Source organism: Halomicronema hongdechloris C2206 (assembly GCF_002075285.3).
In the GTDB taxonomy this organism is placed as follows: domain Bacteria; phylum Cyanobacteriota; class Cyanobacteriia; order Phormidesmidales; family Phormidesmidaceae; genus Halomicronema_B; species Halomicronema_B hongdechloris.
In genome coordinates, this window is sequence record NZ_CP021983.2 from 4926202 (window position 1) to 4943987 (window position 17786).

General features: G+C 53.1%; 13 protein-coding genes and 2 pseudogenes. 9 read left to right on the forward strand and 6 right to left on the reverse strand.

Annotated features, from left to right (window positions below; genetic code table 11):
• Positions 1-67: 67 nt before the first annotated feature.
• From XM38_RS22465 to thrS, 4 genes are all read right to left on the reverse strand, one after another.
• Positions 68-652 carry a Crp/Fnr family transcriptional regulator gene (locus tag XM38_RS22465; RefSeq protein WP_080811398.1) on the reverse strand — a complete coding sequence of 195 codons (585 nt, stop codon included), beginning with the start codon at positions 650-652 and terminating at the stop codon, positions 68-70.
• 138 nt (positions 653-790) lie between these two features.
• On the reverse strand, positions 791-1201 hold the full coding sequence (locus XM38_RS22470) for a DUF1636 family protein (protein ID WP_088431110.1): 411 nt from the start codon (positions 1199-1201) through the stop codon (positions 791-793).
• A 95-nt stretch (positions 1202-1296) separates the two neighbouring features.
• Positions 1297-1698 carry a SaoD/DsrE family protein gene (locus XM38_RS22475; protein WP_080811403.1) on the reverse strand — a complete coding sequence of 134 codons (402 nt, stop codon included), beginning with the start codon at positions 1696-1698 and terminating at the stop codon, positions 1297-1299.
• A gap of 17 nt (positions 1699-1715) precedes the next feature.
• Entirely contained in the window at positions 1716-3581 is a 1866-nt protein-coding gene (gene thrS / locus XM38_RS22480; RefSeq protein WP_088431112.1) for a threonine--tRNA ligase, read from the reverse strand.
• A 218-nt stretch (positions 3582-3799) separates the two neighbouring features.
• Here thrS and XM38_RS22485 point away from each other — a divergent pair, with 218 nt between their 5' ends.
• The 3 genes from XM38_RS22485 to XM38_RS22500 all read left to right on the forward strand — a co-directional run bounded on the left by XM38_RS22485 (position 3800) and on the right by XM38_RS22500 (position 8212).
• Entirely contained in the window at positions 3800-4243 is a 444-nt protein-coding gene (locus XM38_RS22485) for a hypothetical protein (protein ID WP_080811407.1), read from the forward strand.
• Positions 4244-4255: 12 nt separating this feature from the next.
• Positions 4256-7558: a HEAT repeat domain-containing protein gene (locus XM38_RS22490; protein WP_187329513.1), complete on the forward strand. Its 3303-nt coding sequence runs from the start codon at positions 4256-4258 to the stop codon at positions 7556-7558.
• 201 nt (positions 7559-7759) lie between these two features.
• A complete protein-coding gene (locus XM38_RS22500) occupies positions 7760-8212 on the forward strand; it encodes a DUF6036 family nucleotidyltransferase (RefSeq protein ID WP_080805593.1) in 453 nt (150 codons plus the stop codon).
• A 189-nt stretch (positions 8213-8401) separates the two neighbouring features.
• On the opposite strand, the gene XM38_RS22505 is transcribed toward XM38_RS22500, so the two are convergent.
• Complete coding sequence (locus tag XM38_RS22505; RefSeq protein WP_080805591.1) at positions 8402-8803, reverse strand: Fur family transcriptional regulator; 402 nt, start codon at positions 8801-8803, stop codon at positions 8402-8404.
• Positions 8804-8923: 120 nt separating this feature from the next.
• Between XM38_RS22505 and hemB the strand changes: the two genes are divergently transcribed.
• Positions 8924-9895 (forward strand): porphobilinogen synthase, encoded by a 972-nt coding sequence (hemB, locus tag XM38_RS22510; protein WP_256995805.1) that lies wholly within the window; start codon positions 8924-8926, stop codon positions 9893-9895.
• A gap of 883 nt (positions 9896-10778) precedes the next feature.
• On the opposite strand, the pseudogene XM38_RS22515 reads toward hemB, so the two are convergent.
• Positions 10779-11137: pseudogene (locus tag XM38_RS22515) on the reverse strand (integrase core domain-containing protein); the annotation flags it as partial.
• A gap of 40 nt (positions 11138-11177) precedes the next feature.
• On the opposite strand from XM38_RS22515, the gene XM38_RS29260 reads away from it, so the two are divergent.
• The 5 genes and pseudogenes from XM38_RS29260 (at position 11178) to XM38_RS22540 (ending at position 17679) form a co-directional block, all read left to right on the forward strand.
• Positions 11178-11291, forward strand: coding sequence for a hypothetical protein (locus tag XM38_RS29260; protein WP_391540791.1), 114 nt, complete (start codon positions 11178-11180; stop codon positions 11289-11291).
• Positions 11292-11519: 228 nt separating this feature from the next.
• Positions 11520-11762, forward strand: a complete 243-nt coding sequence (locus tag XM38_RS22525) for a nucleotidyltransferase family protein (RefSeq protein WP_080811410.1) — start codon at positions 11520-11522, stop codon at positions 11760-11762.
• A 99-nt stretch (positions 11763-11861) separates the two neighbouring features.
• Positions 11862-12824 carry a glycosyltransferase gene (locus XM38_RS26215; protein ID WP_187329514.1) on the forward strand — a complete coding sequence of 321 codons (963 nt, stop codon included), beginning with the start codon at positions 11862-11864 and terminating at the stop codon, positions 12822-12824.
• A 55-nt stretch (positions 12825-12879) separates the two neighbouring features.
• Positions 12880-13737, forward strand: a pseudogene (locus tag XM38_RS22535) (amylo-alpha-1,6-glucosidase); the annotation flags it as partial.
• Between the two features lie 210 nt (positions 13738-13947).
• Positions 13948-17679, forward strand: a complete 3732-nt coding sequence (locus XM38_RS22540) for a bifunctional diguanylate cyclase/phosphodiesterase (RefSeq protein ID WP_088431114.1) — start codon at positions 13948-13950, stop codon at positions 17677-17679.
• The last annotated feature ends 107 nt before the right edge of the window (positions 17680-17786 follow it).

Below are 17786 nucleotides of genomic sequence, written 5' to 3' on the forward strand. Positions count from 1 at the left end.
GATCACCATAAGGTTGAATCTCATCGAGCCGGAAGCTGTAATTGGCCTGGTAGACCAGTTCACCCGATCAGGCCGTGCGATCGCACCACCAGGGTTGTCGTAAAACAATCTGTTGACGTTTGGAATAGCAGAGGCTGCCCTGCTGTTCCAGATTTCGCATGAGTCGGGTTACCGTCACGCGGGTGGTGCCGATGGTTTCAGCCAGTTCCTGGTGGGTTAACCGCAGTTGAATCAACTGCCCGCCCTCGGCAGAGCAACCAAACTTCTGCCCCAGCCAGGTGAGCAGCAGTTGTAATCGCTGAGGAATGTTGCCCTGTCGCATGCGAATCAGCGCTTGCATCTGGTGCAGATGGGCCATCGTCACCTGCGGCAATTCCCGACACTGCTCAAGATGTAGCCGGACGGCTTCGACATCCATCAGACATTCCAACTCGCAGGGTTGAATGCCAATAAGCGGTTGTCCAGTAAAATCGCCCGTGCCCCAAAATCCCAGGGTAATGGCGGTGCCCTCTTCAGACAGGGTCAACAAGCGGGCGGCTCCGGTCTTGAAATGCCAGAGGGTGTTTTTCCGCAGGGGAATGATCTCCCGACGTTTGAATTGATGAATCACGGGCTGAGTCACCGGGGCTGGGGTGGAAGCAAACTGATGCATACAACCTAAAAGCGAGCCGAATCCTCGCCAGCGTAATCTGACCTGTGATGTCAGGGCATTCAGGACAAGTCAACACCCTAACGACCATGCAAATGACATTTATTCTCAACAAGCTTAGAATTTAAGTTAACACATTCCTCAAGATTGAGGAGGCAGCACGGGCGGAATGCGAGCAAGGATTCCTTTCTGTAATAGGGCCGGACGGTCTCTACGGGGGATCACTCCATCGCGGCTGGTCACATATTGGGTCGCCAACTGGACAATGGCCGTCGCGCTGTCGAGAGCGGGCAAATCGCCAAACATGAGGGTCGTCTTTGCGGGAGAGGCGATCGCGATGGCCGAGGGCCGGTCTCTGACCATCGCGCAGAACCGATTGCAAGCACTAAGGCACTCTACCGGTTGAACCCTGACAGTCGGCGGTAGTTGTCCTAGTTGCTGACACTGCAATAAACTCTGCCACAGGTGATATCCACCCCGCTGCCCTCGGTATTCCCGTTGACCAATGGCAAAGGCGCAGGAAGTGCAAATAAATAACATGTGCTGAGACATCGGATTTACTCCGTTTGAAATAGGCGGATGACACCGACCTGCTCAATGTCATCCAATGCTTTATGGGTTTTGTAAGGATGCTCAGTTTAATTTTTTTATAAGGTAATGACCTGATCAGGGGGATTGCCGCTCAATGCGGTGTATAAGTCTGGAAAACAACCAACGGTTACTCCTTCAACCACATCTTTGACGATGCACTTCCCCGGTTCTTTTCGCCCGGTTCCGTCAGGATTACACCAACGTGGTTCACCTTCTGCCAGGTTCCGTTCCAGGGCACATAGATCGCACATCATCAACAGAATGTTTCGTTTTTCTGCCACCTTTGCCAATCGTTCTCCAATCGGATCGCCCTTTCGCAAAACGAAGCAGTTTTCATCGAAGAAGAACATTCCCACAACTTCAACTCCATGCACACCCATTTCTAGCTGTGGCAGAATCATTTGCCCTAACTTGTAAGTACCCCCGCGAGGATGGGTAAAAACATAAGCAACTTTCATTTCATGTTCCTCTTGATCTAAATCTGTTGTTTGTTAATAATTGAATGCTGCATTTTCTCCTGAAGTTCTGACAGCGTTAATGCTCCGATTTCTCCTGCCTGACGGGTTCGTACACTCAAGGTTTGGTTTTCCACTTCCCGTTTACCAACAACCGCAACCACTGGGATCTTCTCCAACTCAGCCGTGCGAATCTGCTTACCTAAGCGATCGCCGCTGGCATCCACCTCCACTCGCAAGTCTTGTTGTTGCAGCGCCTGGACTACCTGATTCGCATAGTCCCGCTGAGCATCACTCACGGGCAACAACCGCACCTGCACCGGGGCCAGCCACAGGGGGAAATCCCCCGCATAGTTTTCCACCAGAATTCCAAAGAATCGCTCCAGGGAGCCAAAAATGGCCCGGTGAACCATAATCGGACGCTGCCGGGAGCCATCCGCCGCGACGTAATGCAGATCGAATCGTTCCGGTAGATTAAAGTCCACCTGCAGGGTTGAACATTGCCAGAGCCGACCAATGGCATCCTGAATCTTAATGTCGATTTTGGGACCGTAGAAGGCACCACCCCCCTCATCAACCACATAGGCCCAACCTTTGCGATCGAGCGCTTTCTGTAACGCCGAGGTGGCCAGTTCCCAAATGTCGTCGCTGCCCACAGACTTGGTCGGGCGAGTCGAAAGATTCACCTCATAGTCGGTAAAGCCAAAGTCCGACAAAATTTGTTCGGTCAGGTTCAGCACCCCTAGAATCTCCTCTGTCACCTGCTCGGGCAGACAGAAAATGTGAGCATCATCCTGGGTAAACCCCCGCACGCGCATCAGCCCGTGGAGCACCCCAGAGCGCTCATAGCGATACACCGTGCCCAGTTCGGCCCAGCGCATCGGCAACTCCCGGTAAGAATGGAGCCGATGCTGATAGGTCAGCACATGGAAGGGACAGTTCATGGGTTTGAGCTGATACTGTTGCGCTTCCACCGCCATCTGCTCAAACATGTTCTCCTGGTAAAAGTCGAGGTGCCCGGAGGTTTGCCAGAGGTCTCGATTGGCAATGTGGGGGGTATAGAGCAGCTCATATCCAGCCTGCAGGTGAGCCTGACGCCAGTAGTCTTCGATCAGCAGGCGCATGCGGGCTCCTTTAGGATGCCAGAACACCAGCCCACCCCCGGCAGCCTCTTGAATACTGAACAGATCCAGCTCCTGGCCCAGTTTGCGATGGTCGCGTCGTTTGGCTTCCTCTTTCTGCGTCAGGTAAGCCTGCAGTTGCTCCGGGGTTTCCCAGGCAGTGCCGTAGATGCGCTGGAGCTGCGGTTGAGTCTCATCACCTCGCCAGTAGGCTCCGGCTACACTTTCCAGGACAAACGCGTCAGGATGCAGCTCGCCGGTGCGGTTCAGGTGGGGGCCAGCGCACAAATCCCACCAGTAGGGGCGCGTACTGTTAGCGGCGGCTGGTGGCTGATTGAACAGAGACGGTTCTGCGGTAACTGGCAGCGGGTCGGGACAGCCGATGTAGTAGCGGGTAATCGGCTCATCGGCGGGAATGCTGTCGAGAATCTCTAGCTTGTAGGGTTCGTTCAGGTGCTCAATCTCAGCCCGGATGTCATCCCGTTCCACCGTTTCGCGAATGATTGGCAAATTCGCCTGAATGATCCGCCGCATTTCGGCTTCAATGCGCTGCAGATCTTCAGGCGTAAAGGGATCAGCCCGGTCAAAGTCGTAGTAAAAGCCGGTATCGGTGCAGGGGCCAATGGTGACTTTGGTCTCTGGGAACAGGGTTTGCACTGCCATGGCTAACACGTGGGCACAGGTATGGCGAAGCCGCTGCAAATGTTGCAGATCGCTAACCGGAGCAGACGCTTTAGTGGGCACGCGGGGCAGTTGGCTAACCATGGCAGAATAAAATTGGAATGATAATCATTATCAAGATAGCATTGCTGATGACTCTCGCGAGCACATCTCTCAATGTCGATCGGCAATGCTGCTCAATCAGCACTGGCTGGTAAGATCGAAATCCAACGTTAGGGTCTGGGAGGCCTTGCCTCAGCAGACTAGGCAAATCTAGAGCAATAGAGCCAAAATTGAGGAGACAAGCGCGTCTCTGGAGGGGCATGGCAGATCCGGTCACCACGTTCACTGCGAGTGCAATAGCGACCCTGGCATTTCAAAAATTCATTGATTCTGCTGCTGGAGAACTCGCCAAGAAATTCTCCACTGAGGCCATCGCCAAAATGGATACGCTGTTGAAGCGCATCTGGGCGAAGTTGCGGGGCAAGCCTCGGGTGGAAGAGGTTAAAGCGACCCTTGACCAGAACCACAACATTACCCCTGGGCAGGTTAACCAGATTGCCGCCTACCTTCAGGTGGCTATGGATGAAGACCCGCAGTTTGCCAAGGATATTCAGATACTGGCTCAGGAAATTAACGCGGGTAAGCTGATTGACCAGAGCAACATGGTGCAGAACAACTACGACCAGGCGAAGGGTTGGCAGACCAAGGTGGAAGGGGGCACCGCCTATATTGGTGAAATCCGCATTCAGGGCAAGCCGGATTAGGAATCGATAAGGATGACTGGCCCCATCGCTCAACTGTGTCAGCTCATAGCGGAGAAGCTGCGGGATGCACCGAAGGCTACTCTGGCGGAGTTGGTGGCGCATGTGGAAGGGGCGATCGCTGCAAATGCTGAGTTGGCGGCTGCTTTGCAGTCTCAGCAGCGGATGGAGCAAAGCAATCGAGATGGGGCGAAGGGGTTCCAGTTCCTTGCTGAAGATGGCAGCATTGTTTTTATTGAAGGCACTCACTATCACCTATCTGATCCAGAGAAGTTTCAGGCAGCATTGGAAGCTGTGTTGAAAGGCGTCCAGACTGCTGAAGCAAAGACGATCAATTTTGAACGCTACTTACAATCCCTCGTAACCACCTATCAGCAGTGGTGGAAGCTTTATGCCTTAACCGATGCTGTCGGGCAAATCAAAGAGCAGGAGCAGGAACAATCACTTCCCTCGCCCTTCGACTTTGGGTTAATGGTGCAGACGGTTTCTAAGGAAAGGAAGCACGCCGGTTCTGAAGCTGATCTCACTCAGGAAAAACGAGAGAAAACGGAACGATTGCCTGTGTTGGAAGGCATTTGCAAATATGCCAATGACCATGTGTTACTGGTCGGACGCCCTGGTTCTGGGAAATCCACAGCCTTGATTCGACTACTCCTGGAAATGGCAACTGCCCTCTCCCCCAACCCCTCTCCCAACCTTGGGAGAGGGAAGCCAGAGAGAATTCCTGTTTTGATAGAGTTGCGCTATTGGCAAAACTCCGTCACCGAGCGTATCCAGGCATTTATCCACAAGCACGATCCAACTCTCTCTTTGGATGAGAGTACGCTCACATCCCTACTGCGCCAGGGACGTTTTTTGCTGCTGATGGATGGCTTAAACGAGTTGCCATCGGAAACGGCAAGAACCCAGCTTGCCAGCTTTCGCCAGGACCACTCCCAAGTCCCCATGATCTTCGCTACCCGAGATTTGGGCCTGGGGGGAGATTTGGGCATTGAAAAGAAGCTGGAAATGCAGCCCCTGACCGAAGGGCAAATGAAAGAGTTTATTCGCGCCTATGTGCCCTACCAGGCCGAGGCAATGCTGCGGCAACTTAACGACCGTTTGCGGGAGTTCGGCCAAACGCCTTTACTGCTGTGGATGCTCTGCGAGGTCTTTCAGCAGTCGCCTGAGCACCAAATGCCGCCTAACCTGGCGGGGATTTTTCAGGCATTCACTAGGATGTATGAAGACAGCAGTGTGCGGAAGCATGAGGTAGCACTGCTGAAAGGGGATGTGAGGCCCCTAAGCGATCGCAGACTTTGGAAGCCCGCCCTGCAAGCTATTGCCGCAACCATGATGCAGGGAGAAACCCCGGTCGATTTTCGCAGAGTGATTTCTCGTCATGAAGCAGAAGGGGAACTCAGCAGAATTTTCCCTAATGAAAAATTCCCGGTTCGAGATATTTTAGATGACTTGCTTAAGTACCACCTATTGCAAAACCGCAGTGCCGACAAAATTGAGTTTCGCCACCAGCTAATTCAGGAATATTACGCGGCGGAATATTTGCTTAAACTGCTACCAGAACTGACCGATGAGGAATTGAAGCGAGACTACCTCAACCTTTTGAAGTGGACCGAACCCATTGCCCTGATGCTGGCGCTTGTGGACAAGGAAGAGCAAGCATGTCGGGTGGTTAAACTGGCGATCGATGATGTAGATGTGATTCTGGGAGTGAGGTTCGCAAGGGAAGTAAAGCAAGAATTTCGAGCAAAAACTCATCATCTAGTCACAGTGGCAAATGCGCCACGAAAAATTATTAATCTTGCCTTGGCTCTTACTCAGCCAACATCTGCCGATGACGAACTATTCGAATTTTTGTTCGAACAAAATAGACAAGAAGATTCCCTGGAGATATTAGTAGAGTCTCTATATACTTCTGATTATGATACTCGTGCATATGTCATCGCAAAGTTAACAGAAAAATACAGCAATGAGTCAATTGAGATTTTAGAAAAGTTTTTAAGGAAAACAACGGATGGAAGTTCTCGTGCTTTAGCCATACCTGCACTAGCTAAGGTTAGCAATATTAAAGCTATTCATTTAGCGGTGGAAGCGCTTGATGACAATGATTGGTTAGTTAGGTTGGCATCTGCTCAGGCACTTGGAATATGTCGGCATGAACCATCAGTTCCCAAGCTTATCGAAATGCTTGAAGACGATGATTATGATGTTCGTGGCGGAGCTGGAAAAGCGCTTGGAAAAATTGGCAGTAATCAAGCCATTGAAGGGATTTTAAATGCGTTATCGAAAGCGGATAAGGAATACATCCATGCCGATCATTTTCATCGTTTTCAGATTGAACAAAGATTCATCGTTGAGGCACTCATAGGTTTGGAGTACACCTCTCATGAATCTCAAAAAGCAGCAATAGAAAAATTGATCAATATCGGTTCTAAGACCGCTTTGCGAGAATCAATCAAAGAGTTCCAGACTGTAATCGAAAGTAACTCCGAATCGTGGACTAGCATTTTGGAAGCTTTGGCTAAGATCAGCAGCTCGCAAGCGATTGATACTATTCTTGAATTACTCGATGAAAAAATAGATGACGAAAATCTTCAGCTATTCACTCTCCCTGAAATTATAGAGAGACTAGAAATTCGTTCCGCAATTCCGTCGCTAATCAAACTGATTTATGAATCGACAGGAACAGAAAGCATTGCAAATTGTCTAGCCAGTTTGAATGTAGTTGAAATCTTGCCAAGATTAGTTCAACTTTGGAAAAAAACCGAGGGTGAGCAGTATCGTTCAGCGATTACCAGACTGCAAAATTTTTGTAAATTCTATAACTACGAAGTTGCTTACGGCATCACCCCCCTAGGCAAAACCATTTCCCTCTATTTCTCCTACGCCCCCGCCGACGAAGCCCTACAAACCCAACTCGCTAATCACCTCACTCTGCTCGAACACCAGGGCGTCATCACCAGTTGGAGTCAGCGTCAAATTCTCCCCGGCGACGAACCCGCTCAAGTCATTAACCAGCAACTCAACACTGCCGACATCATTCTGTTGCTAATCAGCGCCAACTCCCTCGCCGACGACACCTGCTACGACCTCGAAATCCAACAGGCTATCGAACGGCACCAGGCAGGCGAGGCTCGCGTCATTCCCATTCTGCTGCGTCCGGTAGACTGGGCCGGTGCGCCCTTTAGCCAGCTTGAAGTATTGCCCAGAAATCATCAGCCCCTCACCACCTGGGCCAATCAAGACGAAGCCTTTCGCGAAATCGCCGAGGGCATTCGAGCTATCGCAATGGAAGTAAGGAGAGAAAAAGAAGAATAGTAGGGAGTAGAGGAGTAAGGAAGATTGAAAACAGATTAATCAGGAGGTTGAAAAACATGATCGAAAAACGTGTAGTTGTAGTGAATAGAACGACGCTCAAATCTTCTCAATCGGACGTGGCTTACTGGCGAAGTCAGACCTACGAAGCAAGATTAGCCGCCTTAGAAACTATTCGACGCGAATATCACCAGTGGAAATACAATGCTGAGCCAGGATTTCAGAGAGTTTATCGAATTGTTAAACAAGCATGATGTTCGCTATTTAGTGATTGGTGGCTATGCCGTAGCCCTGCACGGACATCCACGGTATACCAAAGATCTAGACATTTGGATAGAAATGGAGCCATCTAATGCAGCGAAACTTATGAATGCTCTTACAGACTTTGGTTTTGGTTCAGTAGGACTAAACCCAAATGATTTTACAGTCCCAGATCAGGTGATTCAACTCGGTTATCCGCCCAATCGGATAGATTTAGTAACAACTCCTGACGGAGTTGATTTCGCAACCTGTTACCGAGCTAGGGTGAAAGTACCCATTAATGGAATTGAAATCAGTTTTATCGATTTGGAGAATCTTAAGCTTAATAAAAAAGCATCAGGCAGACTGCAAGATCTAGCTGACTTAGAAAAGCTGAATGAGCAAGAAGACAGTTAAAGTTAGGAGAATTCTGGGAAAGAAAATACCTTGAGTAGGAGCGCAGGGCCTGCGCCTTTGGGTAACAGCCCATAAAATGGGTAATTTTGTTTCAAGAGATCTCCTTAGAGTTAGAAAAAGTCAAGGGAAAGCGTAATTCCATAAATAACTATGGCTGAGATTCAAGACATTCTCAGTTTGGCATAACCTTTAAACCGCTCCAGCGTCCGACGTTTCGCCACAGGTTGAGCACAGCCCAAAAAACTCCAGGGTGTGATAAAACACCCTGAAATGCTGCTTCTCTTCCAGTTTTTGTTGCAGCCCGTGGGCCGGACACTCTTCCACTGGCACTGATCGCCCACAGTTCAAACAAGTCAGATAGTGGCAATCCTCTGACGCGAGCCGATAGACCCATTCACCATTGGTCAGCACCCGCGCCTGCACCAACCCCTGCAATTGCAGCGCCTTAATGGCTCGATATACCGTCGCCAAGCCCAGCGATCGCCCCTGGGCCTGCAATTGAGCATAAAGATCCTGCGCCGTAATTTCCGTTGACGTGCTGTTCAGCAGTTCATACACCCACTGCTGACCTCGGGTAAGTTTGGCCTTCATTGCAGTAAATTAGAGAATGATAATCATTCTAATGGTATCGCCTTCCTTGCTATGACTTCTACCGAAATTGCCCACACACCTCAAGACTCTGCCGAAGTCGCTACCTCTAATCTGCCTGCAATGCCCCACCGTCCCCGCCGACTACGACGTACAGAGGGGTTGCGGCGGCTAGTGCGCGAGCATCATCTCACCACCGCCGACCTGATCTATCCGGTGTTTGTAATGGCAGGGGAGGAGCAAAAAGAGGCGATTCCCTCCATGCCGGGGTGCTATCGCTACACCCTCGACTTACTGCTGGAAGAGGTTACTGCCGCCTACGACCTGGGCATCCCCGGTATCGCCCTGTTTCCGCTGATTTCCCCGGATCTTAAAGACAATGCCGGTACCGAAAGCTACAACCCCAAAGGGCTCGTGCCCCAGGCGGTGCGGGCGATTAAGCAGGCCCTCCCCAACCTGCTGGTGTTTACTGATGTGGCCCTTGACCCCTACAGCAGCGCCGGCCACGACGGCATTGTCGAAAACGGCGAAATCCTCAATGACCAAACCGTGGCGGTGCTGGTGCAACAGGCCCTTTGCCATGCCGAAGCCGGGGCGGATTTTGTCTCTCCTTCAGACATGATGGATGGTCGGGTTGGGGCGATCCGTCGCGCCTTGGATGCGGCAGGCTGGATTAACGTGGGCATTCTGACGTACTCGGCCAAGTACGCCTCCGCCTACTATGGCCCCTTCCGCGATGCACTGGACTCTGCCCCCCAGTTTGGCGACAAAAAGACCTATCAGATGGACCCCGCCAACGCCCAGGAAGCCCTGAAGGAAGTGGATCTCGACATTGCCGAAGGAGCCGACATCGTCATGGTGAAACCGGCCCTGGCCTACATGGACATCATCCAGCGCGTTAAGCGGCACACCACCCTGCCGGTAGCGGCCTACAACGTCAGCGGTGAATATGCCATGGTCAAAGCGGCTGCTCAGCAGGGCTGGATTGACGAACGGGCTGTGGTGATGGAAACCCTCACCAGCCTCAAGCGAGCAGGCGCGGATGTAATTTTGACCTACTTTGCCAAGGATGTCGCCAGCTTGCTGCGGCGGTAGGCAGATGAACAACGCCATGAATTTCCTGGAGTGTTGCATCCTGCCCCTACCAGATGGCACTTACCAGCTCCGTCACTTGAGTGGAGCCGTGTGGCAGTCCAGCGATTTACAGTCCTGCCTAAAGCTTTGAATACCAACAGACCAGTTTGTGACTGTGCTCCAACCGAGGGGTGGCGGCATAACAAGCGGCATAACAACTTGATCAGCGGCCATTGTGCTGCCGGGCTCATTGACTGACAAAACCTGCTAGAACCCAGACTATCCAAAGGGTCAGGGAACCTGCCCCCTACAGCATCCGAAATCTGGTAAGGGCGCGGTTTCCGTGCCCAATGCAGAATCTTTTGTCAGTCAACCAGGCTGCCGGGTCAAGCCGGTCATTCCTTAGGGCTGTATCAATGAGAAGAGGCCGACATAGCCGAGGATGCCGATATTGCGTAGCTGCATGTCGTTCAAAATAACGCCGCTGAGACCGGCCAGGGCCAGCAGACCGCTGAGGATTAGTAGGCGCGAATTGCGATCGCAAGTGGACTTCCATAGGTTATGCGGTGGCCATTTGTGACAGGTTAAGCCGTGTGGGCCTGCAATGGGGGACGGGGGTGGCAAGAGAATGCGATCGCACCCGCAGGAGTCCCCCCGAACTCACTTAGAATCTGGGTCTCTCGCAGCAACTCGGGTGCTTTGCTAAAAAACGCCACAGCGGCGATCTAAACTGCAACGGCTGCACTATAGTCGCCGTAAGCCTCGTTCAGTCTGACCCGTCATGGTGACTCAAGTCGAGATTCTGAAAAACTGAAGTGAACCCCTGGATTCGGACAGTAGATCAAGAGAATTAAGAGATTGACTCTTTTATACCATGCTTTTTCTTGTGTTGTTCATTCCAGTTTTATTCATACTCTTCAGGTATTAGATAACCCAGAGACGAATGGATCCTTTTCTTCATATAGACATCCTCCAAGAATTGTCCTATCTGTTGATACGCTTCGGTAAAGTTTCGATAGTCTAATAGATCGACTTCCTCCTCTTTAATGGTTCTCATTAAGCGCTCAGCATAGCCGTTTTGCCAAGCTTGTCCTACGTCTGCCAGGTGAGATGAATCTGAGGAATACCTTTTTCTAATCCTCGAGTTAAGGCCGTTATGGTCAGGCTTTGATCCATGCTTCGAGCCAGGTGCCAACCGCGTATGCTACGGGTGAAGACGTCCATTAAAACGGCCAGATAGACAAATTCCTGCTGCGATCGCATCGGCTGGCACCAGGGAGGCAAGTATATCGACTACTCTGAAGTGACATTCGACACCTCCGCACCTCTTGGCCACCTCCCTGGGCGGGTGTTTGTGACGGGGGTTTTTTGGGTTGATGGCGGTTTTGAGTCTCTTCTCTCGCATCCAGACTTGTAAACTGTAGTTGAAGAGCCCGGAGTGTGGGTCATTTCCCCTGTAATAAAGGGTCATGCTATGCCTGTAACGCGACCCACACTCCAGGCAATGTTAGAACTCCAATCAGAACAGAGGATGTCCATCATTCCGGGTCGCGCTGCGCTTGCCCGGAATCCAGGCAGAGCGCTCTGCGCCAAAGCCAAGGTTTATGCTTGAGTAAGATATGGGCATAGCTTGCCCAGGCTAACCATGAGCGTTGACTTAACTACCCCAGCCGCTATCCTGAACCAGTTAAAACGGCGCCAAGCCTATTTGGCAGAGCATTATGGCGTCACTCGCATTGGAGTGTTCGGCTCAGTCGCTCGTGGTGAAGCAACCAACGAACTCCTGACAGCACAGTCCGAAATTGACTGGGAAAGCGTCATTTTCACCCGTGATCTGCCCCGCTTCAAACAGGCGCTCATTCAGCTTCGGCAAGATGTTTTCAATTGAGTCAGGTAAGGTATCCCTGTCACCATCCCAAATGTCAATGGACTGATTCGTAATCGCTCTGCCCCCCATAGAAATGCTGGCGGTACTCCGGTGATTGCCGTGGCCTTGGGGTCTGCCCCCGAAATCATTGCCGATGGCAAAACCGGCTATCTCTGCCAGAGCGTCGATGACTGCGTGCAGGCCCTAACCCAAATTGACCGTCTCGATCGTCGCGACTGCCGAGACCATGTTGAAACTCACTTCAGTGTGCAGCGCATGGTCGATGGCTACGAGGCGGTTTACCGCCAGGTTCTCTCCAAGCGCTTTGCTTGCAATGGGCATCTTCAAGCCCCTGTGATTCCCCTCGGCACCACCGTATTTCTCTGCAACAGCGACCGGGCCTCTAAAGCAGCCCAAGAGCTCCTGTGGACAGCCCTGTCCCATTATCACGCAGGGCATCAGGCAGCGGGCAGTCCCGACTGGCGCTGCTTGCTGCTGGGGGACCCAACGACACCACGGCATGCCCGTCAGCTGAAGCCCCTGCAGCTCGGTCGTCGCATCAGTGTGGTACCGCCATGCCAAGAACACCTTGCCTATGGGGCCGCCGATGTCTGTTGGATTCCTGACCCCTATAAGCCCCTGGGCACCCTAGCCTTGAAGGCTCTCGATCACGGATTGCCGGTCATCGCTGCCAACACGGGGGCATATCGCTTTACCATTGTGCCGGGGGAGACGGGTTGGCTGGTCCCCCCTGGGGATGCCGCCGCCATGGCCCAGGCAAGCATGGCTCTGCTGTCTCGGCCATGGAGACCTGGGCATCGGCGACCGCTGGCCCTTGCGGCTATGGCCGATGGGCAGTGGCAATGGTATCGCACGGCTGCTTACCTCAGTGACTACTATCGGCAGCATTTGGCTCGTTTGGTCGGCGCGGCTGGTCTAGTGATTCCCCACCAGGTTGCTCTGCCGGTGCCAGATGCTGTCTGGGCGGATCGGAGGCTGGCTGCAGCCGCAGCGACGATGGCCATAGATCAGCCCCTGGGGGCCGTCGCCTCGGTGTCGTCTCGTTATGGTTGGTCTGCTTAATCACGATGGCGGAATCGGTGGAATTGCTTGAACTCGATGGTCGTACCTTTGCCGCGATTGCATCGTGGATGCCCGGGGGCAGCGAGTCACGGGAGCGATTGCTCTAGCTGAGGTTCAGGCCTATGTCTATGTCGCTAAGCTCCGCCTCGGTGTCATTGCCCGCATGAAAAAGCGGCTCGATCTGGCGGACCGCTGGCAGGAGCAGGCTCAGGCCCTGAAGGAACGGTTCAATCGAGACTTTTGGCTGCCCGAGCAAGGGTATTTCGCCCTGGCCCTCAATGGTGAGGGGCAGCCGGTGGACAGCATTACCTCTAACCCCGGCCATTGTCTGGGCACCGGCATCCTGGCCGACGACAAGGTGTGCAGTGTGGCCGAGCGCCTCCAAGCCCCCGATATGTTTAGCGGCTGGGGCATTCGCACCCTCAGTAGTGCCTCCCCCGCCTACAATCCCATGGGCTATCACATCGGCTCGGTGTGGCCCCACGATAATGGCATCATTGCCGCCGGGTTGCGATCGCAAGGGTTCGTCGAGCAAGCCCTAGAAATTGCCCAGGGCATCATCGACATGACCGCCCAACAGCCCTACCACCGTCCCCCCGAGCTATTTTGTGGCTACAAACGCACCCCCGAGAGCAGCCCCGTCCGCTATCCCGTGGCCTGCTCTCCCCAGGCCTGGGCCACCGGTACCATGTTTCAGCTGCTGCAGCTGATGGTGAACCTGGTCCCCGACGCCCCCAGCAACTGCTTGCGAGTCATCCATCCCCAGTTGCCAGAGTCGGTCAACTATTTGTCTCTGCACAACCTCACCATTGGCCAGACCCTCTTAGATCTGGAGTTTGAACGCTCCAGTGGCGCCACGGCCTGTCGAGTCGTACGCAAGCGGGGCAACCTGCGAGTCGTGATCGAAGCGTAGTTGAGGCAGACGGTCAACAAATACATCCAGGGATTCACTTCACCGCCAATAAGGAATAGCAGGCTCATCTCTGCTCAGAGGATCGATAGTAGCAGAGCAAAGGTTCTAAGGTGCCCTGCGGGCTGACGTGGAGACGCTTTACCTAAATTTACACTAGAATTTTGGGAACACTGCCACTAGCACTGTAACTGAATCGGATGGCTGGCCTCCATGACACGATTACTCTGGTCTCGCTTAAATCCGAGCCTTGCCGTGCGTGTAGGCGTTACCCTCGGCGGTATTACCCTCTTGTTGGCCGTGGTCTTGGGGGAAAGAGCAGGGCGCCAGGCCCGCCACCAGATTAAACAGGATATCGGCGAGGAGCTGACCCAGGTGGCCTTTCAGGTGTCACGGGAACTCGATATCAATATATTTGAGCGGTACAGAGAGATTCAAATCATTGCCGAGTTAGACCGCTTCCAGAATCCCCAGGCAACCCTCTCCAAGCAGCAGGCACTGCTCGAGCAACTGCAAAGCACCTTTCCCCACTACTCCTGGATTGGGTTTACCACCCCTCAAGGAACGGTCGTGGCGAGTACTCAAGGGCTACTCCAGGGCGCAAATGTTGCTCAGCGGCCTTGGTTTCAAGCGGCGCTCTCGGAGCCCTTTGTCGGGGATGTCCATGAAGCCGCACTCTTGGCAGAGCTACTGCCTAATCCGCAGGGAACCCATCTACGCTTTGTCGATGTTGCTGCCCCAGTTGTCAACGACCAAGGAGATGTACAAGGAGTGATTGGAGCCCATCTGAACTGGCAATGGGCAGAGGAGGTCATAGACGTCCTCATGAAAACTCCACAGGTAGAAGGCAAAGAGGTGTTCATTGTCAATAGGGATGGGATGGTGCTGTCAGGCCCTCGGGCTTGGCAGGGAAAGTCGTTGGATCTCGACAGCAACCGCCTGGCCTACCTTCGTAAACAAGGATATGCCGTCGAAACCTGGCCGAATGACGAGACATACCTGGTGGGGTTTGCCTATAGTCGCGGCTACCAAAGCTATGAGGGCCTCGGGTGGACCATTCTGGTGCGGGAATCGACGGCGACAGCCTTTGCTCCGGCCCATGACCTTTATCAGCGCATTCTTCTAGGGGGAGTGGTGATCGGCGGAGGATTTGTGTTTCTCAGTTGGGCAGCCACCGCCTTGATTACTCGGCCCCTCTTACAAGTGGCGGCGATCGCCGACCAAATTCGAGCGGGGAATCGCGACATTACCTTGCCCCACTTTCGGAGCAACCACGAGATGGCTCGGCTCTCGCGGGCACTGACTCAGCTCATTACCGAGCTATTGGAGCGGGAACGAGATCTATCCAATGCCAATGCCAAGCTCCAGTCTCAGCTGGCAGCCAACAGGCGCCTTAGCTACTCCTATCGGCGTAGCGAGAAACAGCTGCAGCAAATTGTCGATGGCATCGAGGATGCCCTGCTATTACGCGAGATCGGCAGCGGCAAGCTGATTTACGCCAATGCTGGCTTGACCAAGTTGCATCCCCCCTCAGTCCTACGAGATCCAGACTGTCTGGAGGAGTGGGTACAGCACATTCACCCCGAGGATCGAGACTGGGTGAGTGAGAAGCTCCATGCCGAAGTCCAGCGACAGGCATTCTTCAATGACGAATATCGCATTCTAGACGCCGATGGCAACGTGCGATGGATTTGGGATCGCTCCTTTCCCATCTGCGACGAAACTGGCCAGGTTTATCGGTATGTGGTGATTAAGCGCGATGTGACTGAGCTGAAACGCTCGGCGGAGGTACTGCAGACCCTGATGCAGGGGACGGCTGCGGTCACCGGCAATGCCTTCTTTGAGAAACTGGTGCAGCAGTTGGCCGAGGCCCTCAGGTTTGATCATGTCTGTATTACAGAGCAGGTAGACACCGGCCTACAGACTCTAGCCCATTACTGCCGGGGACAGATGTGTCCCAGCGTTACCTATAATCCCGACAGAACCCCGTGCGCCATTACCCTGGCCCAGGGCAGTTACTACTGCGCAACTCAGGTACAGCAGCAATTCTCGGACAATTCCCATCTACAGCAGATAGATGCCGACGGCTATGTTGCAGTGGCTTTAGTCAATGCCACCGGGGAATCCCTCGGTACCCTCGCCGGAGTCAGCCAAAGTCCTCTAGACAATCGCAGTCAGAGCCTAACAATTCTGCGTATCTTTGCCCATCGAGCCGCCGCCGAGATCGAACGGCAGCGCTCAAACACTGCGCTAGAAGCCAGCGAAGCTCGCTTTCGCTTACTGGCAGAAAATATCAAAGATCTGGTGTGTCTCCATGATTTAGACGGCAAGATCCTCTACGCCAGCCCCTCTTGTCAATCTGTACTTGGCTCTGATCCCAAGGGCTTGATTGGGCAGTCCCCCCTAGACTATTGCCATCCGGAGGATCAAGCTCTGATGTGGTTAGAAATGCTGCAGGCAATTGAAGCGGGTTACCTTCAGAATCCCATTGTCTATCGAGCTTGGCATCAAGATGGCCACTATATCTGGCTGGAGACCCTGATCAAAGTGGTGGCCTCGTCTACGGGGGAGCCCACCCATCTACAAACTAGTTCCAGGGACATCACCGATAAGTTTAGAGCCTATCAGCAGCTGGAACATGACGCTACCCACGATAGACTCACAGGACTCCCTAACCGGACTCTATTACTGGAGCGTCTAGATTTGGCTCTGGAACGAGCTCGGGCTAATGCCGGCGCTCAGTTTGCCGTCCTCTGTATTGACCTTGATCAATTTAAGGTGATTAACGACAGTTTGGGGCATTTGCTTGGAGACCACCTGTTGCAGCGAACTGCTAGCACCCTAGAGAGTGCAATTCGAGGTGTTGATTTGGTGGCCCGCTGGGGAGGTGATGAATTTATTGTGCTCCTGGAGGATATCAGCGGTTTGCATGCTGCCATCGGCATGGCGGAGGATATTTTAGAGGCCTTGAGTATCCCGATATGCCTCGATGACCATGAAGTGGTTGTTGAAGCTAGTATTGGCATCGTCTTGGGACATGCTGACTATGGGCAGGGCTTAGACCTGCTCAGAGATGCTGATATTGCTATGTATTCTGCCAAGCGCAGTGGTAAGGCCTGCTATGCCATTTTTCAACAGGAAATGTATGCCCAAGCCCTGCGACGTCACGAGTTGGGCAATGCCCTGCGTCAGGCCCTGGAACGGCAGGAATTTGTCCTGCGCTATCAGCCGATCATAGCCCTGGATACTGGGAAGCTGGCGGGTTTTGAAGCCTTGGTACGCTGGCAGCATCCTGAGCGAGGCATGATTTCTCCCGCCGAGTTTATCCCAGTGGCTGAGGAGACGGGGTTGATTGTGCCCTTGGGCACCTGGGTGCTGCGGGCAGCCTGTGAACAGATGGGGCGCTGGCAGACCCAGTTTCCGGCAGCTAAGGCCCTGAAGATCAGCGTCAACCTCTCGGTGAAACAGTTAAAAGATGCTGCCCTGATTCCCCAGGTGAAGCATGTGCTCCAGACGACGGGACTGGCTCAGGGGAGTTTGGCCTTGGAAATTACCGAGAGCATGTTTATGGAGGATATCGAGGCCATTAATCAGCGTTTGCAAGAGCTTCACGACCTGGCTGTCCAAATTAGTATCGATGATTTTGGCACTGGCTTTTCGTCTCTAAGCTACCTGCATCTCTTAGCGGTTAATAATCTGAAAATTGATCGGTCCTTCGTCAGCAATCTGTTTGAGAGTGAGCGCAACTTCAATGTGACGGCAACCATCATTGAGCTCGCCAACCAGTTGGGCCTAGATGCGATCGCAGAGGGCATCGAAACCGAGGCCCAGTTGCAACAACTCCAGGTTCTGGGCTGTCGCCTAGGTCAAGGCTACCTATTCGATGGCCCCGTTCCCTCTGAGACCGTCGAGAGTTTAATTGCCCAAGCAAGCCTGGCAGCCTGAGGGCAACGTTTCAACTTCTGCCAGACAAGGTGGTCTTTCGTCATTCCGGGCAAGCGTAGCGCGATCTGGAATCCAGGCAGGGACCTTTGCAGTCAGTAGACACCTCC